This is a genomic window from Paenibacillus sp. Marseille-Q7038 (assembly GCF_965111595.1).
Window position 1 is genome coordinate 1 of record NZ_CBCOOM010000009.1, and the last position, 1,326, is coordinate 1,326.

Below are 1,326 nucleotides of genomic sequence, written 5' to 3' on the forward strand. Positions count from 1 at the left end.
CTAATGCCTTAAAATCCGTTAAATTCATTGTGTTCATCTGTGGAGTAAAGAAATCGACAATGTTAATATTCGGCCCCAGTAATAACGTTCCAGCACTTACTCCAACTATAATTACATTCTGTGCGGCCAGTGTTTTAATAATTTCATCAGCACCACTTTTCTTAGCGTAATACAATAATGTAAATGGATTTCCACCATTGATATATATAACATCTCTATGTATGAGAATTTGCGGGTCATCCAATTCTATATCTACAAAATTAATATGCTGAAACCCCATGTCCTTGAAATCTTGCATTGCCCTTTGTGCATATCTATTATTTTCTTTCATAGGAGATGCTGTTGTAATAATAGAGACCTTTAATTGAGAAACATCTGTATCAATAAAATCCAGAAATTGATTTTTAATATCTTCAGTATAAAAACCACAAGAGGTTAGTAACAAGCTACTCATTGAAATCCCCGTCCTTAAATAGTTTATCTAATCTTTATAATTTAATCCCCTGATTTCTGCTAACGTTTTGTATTGACGACGTCCTGGCCCCTTAGAGTCGCTGCTTATAGTTGTAGTGCTTGCCGAACACCTAATGCAGTGACGTCCCGACGGGCTTGGGGGACTGGATAGAGTCACTCGCTTCTCAGAGTGACCCGGATCGTCAATATGTTGTTAGTCGAAGGAAGTTCTGGAAGCAGCCATTGTATTTAAGGCATTCTCAAAATAGCTATATACTTCATCTGCAATTCCCAGAAACTCTTCAACAAGTACATTATTACTATCCAAGTAACAAGCATACAAATAATCAACTAAAACGGAGTCAATCTCACAATAGTTTAATATGGCATTCTTCATCTTAATCATGTCATCTTGCCATACACCTGTATCTTCTAAAACCAAAGAGTATAATGCACGAATTAATCTCTTAGAGTAACCTTTAATATATCTAGTTTTCATTGTGTTATCACTAGCATTAGAAAGTAAACGATGTATCCGATCTACTTCCTCCTTGGTCTCTGTATTTAAGTCTAAAATGAACTCTGGAGAAATAATTATCGGTGGTACTTTTTCACCAACATCCTGACCATATATGCAAACACAAATTATCTTAACCCAAAAACCCCACTCATTTGGTTTACTTAATACATCGTCAATCGAGCAAATTACCGTATCAATCTTAGTTACTACTGGATATTCTTCCAAAAGCCTGTCTTTAATATTTGACAATCTTTCGTAATCAATATCTTTGGGATTTACACATACAATAGTAAAGTCTGCATCTGACTTAAAAGGTTTAGCTGTTCCTTTTGGAATCGAGCCACACATATAAA

General features: G+C 35.2%; 2 protein-coding genes. Both read right to left on the bottom strand.

Features of this window, described 5'->3' with window-relative positions; all coding sequences use genetic code 11:
• The coding region (locus tag ACWPWY_RS23530; protein ID WP_454193952.1) for a Type 1 glutamine amidotransferase-like domain-containing protein at positions 1-454 on the bottom strand (454 nt) is incomplete at its 3' end.
• Positions 455-667: 213 nt separating this feature from the next.
• On the bottom strand, positions 668-1,326 hold a 659-nt coding region (locus ACWPWY_RS23535), incomplete at its 5' end, for a nucleotidyltransferase (protein WP_454193953.1).